Source organism: Microvirga sp. P4_G7 (genome assembly GCF_056401005.1).
Genome location: NZ_JBFUKD010000607.1, coordinates 1 through 2,246 on the forward strand (window position 1 = coordinate 1; position 2,246 = coordinate 2,246).

Here is a 2,246-nt window from a genome sequence, read left to right on the forward strand (position 1 = left end):
GCCTATCTCCTCGACATGGCGAGGCTCGAAGCCATGTCGCAGGAACGGCGGAACTCTTCAGCCGGTGGATCCACCAAGAAGTGAGACGGCATTTCCACCATGTCGTTCCAAGCGTCCGGCGATCTCCAATTCCAACAGGGTCATTTGAACGACCCGGATCGAGAGCCCCGATTGCCGCACCAGGTCGTCGATCGCGACTGGAGAGGGGCCTAGGAGCTTGATCAGGCTGTCAGGCTCGCTCGAAGTCGCCTGAGCGGTCTCGGTCGAAGCCGCGTCCGGCAGAATGATGGCCGCCGGCGCCCGTTCGACGCCTGGGATGTCGAGCTCGTCCCACAATTCCTCGAGCCAGGGCTGAAATCCGCCTTCCTCCGCGCTTCCTTCAATGGGAGGGCCGCTCGCAACCAGAGGTTCCAGAACCTGGGTGACATGGGCGACGTCGGCACAGAGCGTGGCGCCATCACGGATGAGATCGTTGGTGCCTTCGGCGCGCGGATCGAGAGGCGAACCCGGCACCGCGAAAACCTCGCGCCCCTGCTCCAGTGCAAAACGGGCGGTGATCAGCGATCCCGAGCGGCGCGCCGCCTCTACGACGACCACTCCATATGAAAGACCGGAGACGATGCGGTTGCGGCGCGGGAAGTCCCTGCCTCGCGGTTCCCAGCTGATCGGCATTTCCGACAACACGGCCCCGCCCTGATCGATGATCGCCCGCACCAGCGCTTCATTCTCCGAAGGATAGATTCGCGCATGGCCGCCGGCGAGCACCGCCACGGTTCCGCTCGCGAGACTGGCCTTGTGCGCGCGGGTGTCGACGCCGCGCGCGAGGCCGGACACGACGACGTAACCCGCCTCACCCAATTGTCGCGACAACCGCTCCGCGAACGTCAGCCCGGCCGCGGACGCGTTTCTCGATCCGACAATGGCAACGGACGGCTTTGCCAGCACATCCACCGATCCGCGCACGGCGATCATCGGAGGCGCGGTGTCCACAGCCTGCAAGGTTTTAGGATATTCGGGCTCACCCATGGCGACGAAACGCGCACCGAGCCGCGCCGCTTCCGCCATCTCCTTCTCCGCGTCCGCTCGCGAGGTGACCTTGAGAGGGCCCCTGCCTCCGCGACGGGCGATCTCGGGCAGCGCATCCAACGCCGCCCCTGCACCGCCATATTGGTTGACCAGCGCGCGAAACGTCCGGGGACCGATCTTCTCGGATCGGATCAGCCGGAGCCAGTCGATCCGTTGCGCGTCCGTGAGGCGGGCGCCACTCATCACTTTTGCCCGATCTTACCCTCGGTCCCCGCGAGAAGACGGCTGATGTTTTCCTGATGTTTCCACCACAACAGCACCACGAGGATGATCGAAACCCCGGCGATGCGCGTGTCGCCAAGGAGCCACAGCACGACGGGCGATGCTGCGCTGGCAATCAGAGCGGACAGGGACGAGTACCGGGTGAGAAAGGCGAGGCCGAGCCAGATGGCGGCGAAAGCAAGCGCTGCGATCCAGTTGAGACCGATGAGGCATCCGATGAAAGTGGCGACGCCCTTTCCGCCCTTGAAGCCGAGCCAGACCGGGAAGAGATGGCCGAGAAAGGCGCCGAGCGCCGCGACCGCAGCGAGGTCTGCGCCCCAATGCCAGCCGATAAAGACAGCGACGGTTCCTTTCAGGGCGTCACCGACGAGGGTCGCCGCCGCGAGCCCTTTGCGGCCGGTTCTCAGGACGTTGGTCGCGCCGATATTTCCCGACCCGACCTTGCGGATATCTCCCAGCCCGGCCATCCGGGTGAACAGAACCCCGAAGGGGATGGAGCCGAGCAGATAGCCCACCGCCAGCACGAAGATGGCGAGCGAGGCAGGCGCAGACATGAGTTCGGTCATTCAAAACACTCTTCAACCTTGGCTACGGTCGAAGACGATCCTGCCTGCAACAATGGTCTTCGTCACCTGCCCTTCCAGACGGGCTTCCTCAAAAGGTGTGTTCTTCGACAGCGATTTGAGGTGCCGTTTGTCGAGAACGTAAGGGAAGTCCGGATCGAACAGAATGAGGTCCGCGGGAGCGCCTCGCTTCAGCCGGCCGGCCTCCAAACCGAGGATCTCCGCAGGGCGTGTCGAGAGCGCGCGCAGCAATTTGGGCAGACTGATCTGTCCCGCGTGAACAAGTCGCAGCCCCGCGGAGAGCAGGGTTTCGAGTCCGACGGCGCCATCGGCGGCTTCCGCGAACGGCAATCGCTTCGTCTCCACATCCTGTGG

General features: G+C 64.3%; 3 protein-coding genes. All 3 read right to left on the bottom strand.

The window, feature by feature from the left end:
• Positions 1-57: 57 nt before the first annotated feature.
• Positions 58-1,269, bottom strand: a complete 1,212-nt coding sequence (gene dprA, locus AC1DT3_RS18530) for a DNA-processing protein DprA (RefSeq protein WP_477466695.1) — start codon at positions 1,267-1,269, stop codon at positions 58-60.
• Positions 1,269-1,874, bottom strand: coding sequence for a glycerol-3-phosphate 1-O-acyltransferase PlsY (plsY, locus tag AC1DT3_RS18535; protein WP_477466696.1), 606 nt, complete (start codon positions 1,872-1,874; stop codon positions 1,269-1,271). Before plsY ends, dprA begins: the two co-directional genes overlap by 1 nt.
• 12 nt (positions 1,875-1,886) lie before the next feature.
• The coding region (locus AC1DT3_RS18540; protein ID WP_477466697.1) for an amidohydrolase family protein at positions 1,887-2,246 on the bottom strand (360 nt) is incomplete at its 5' end.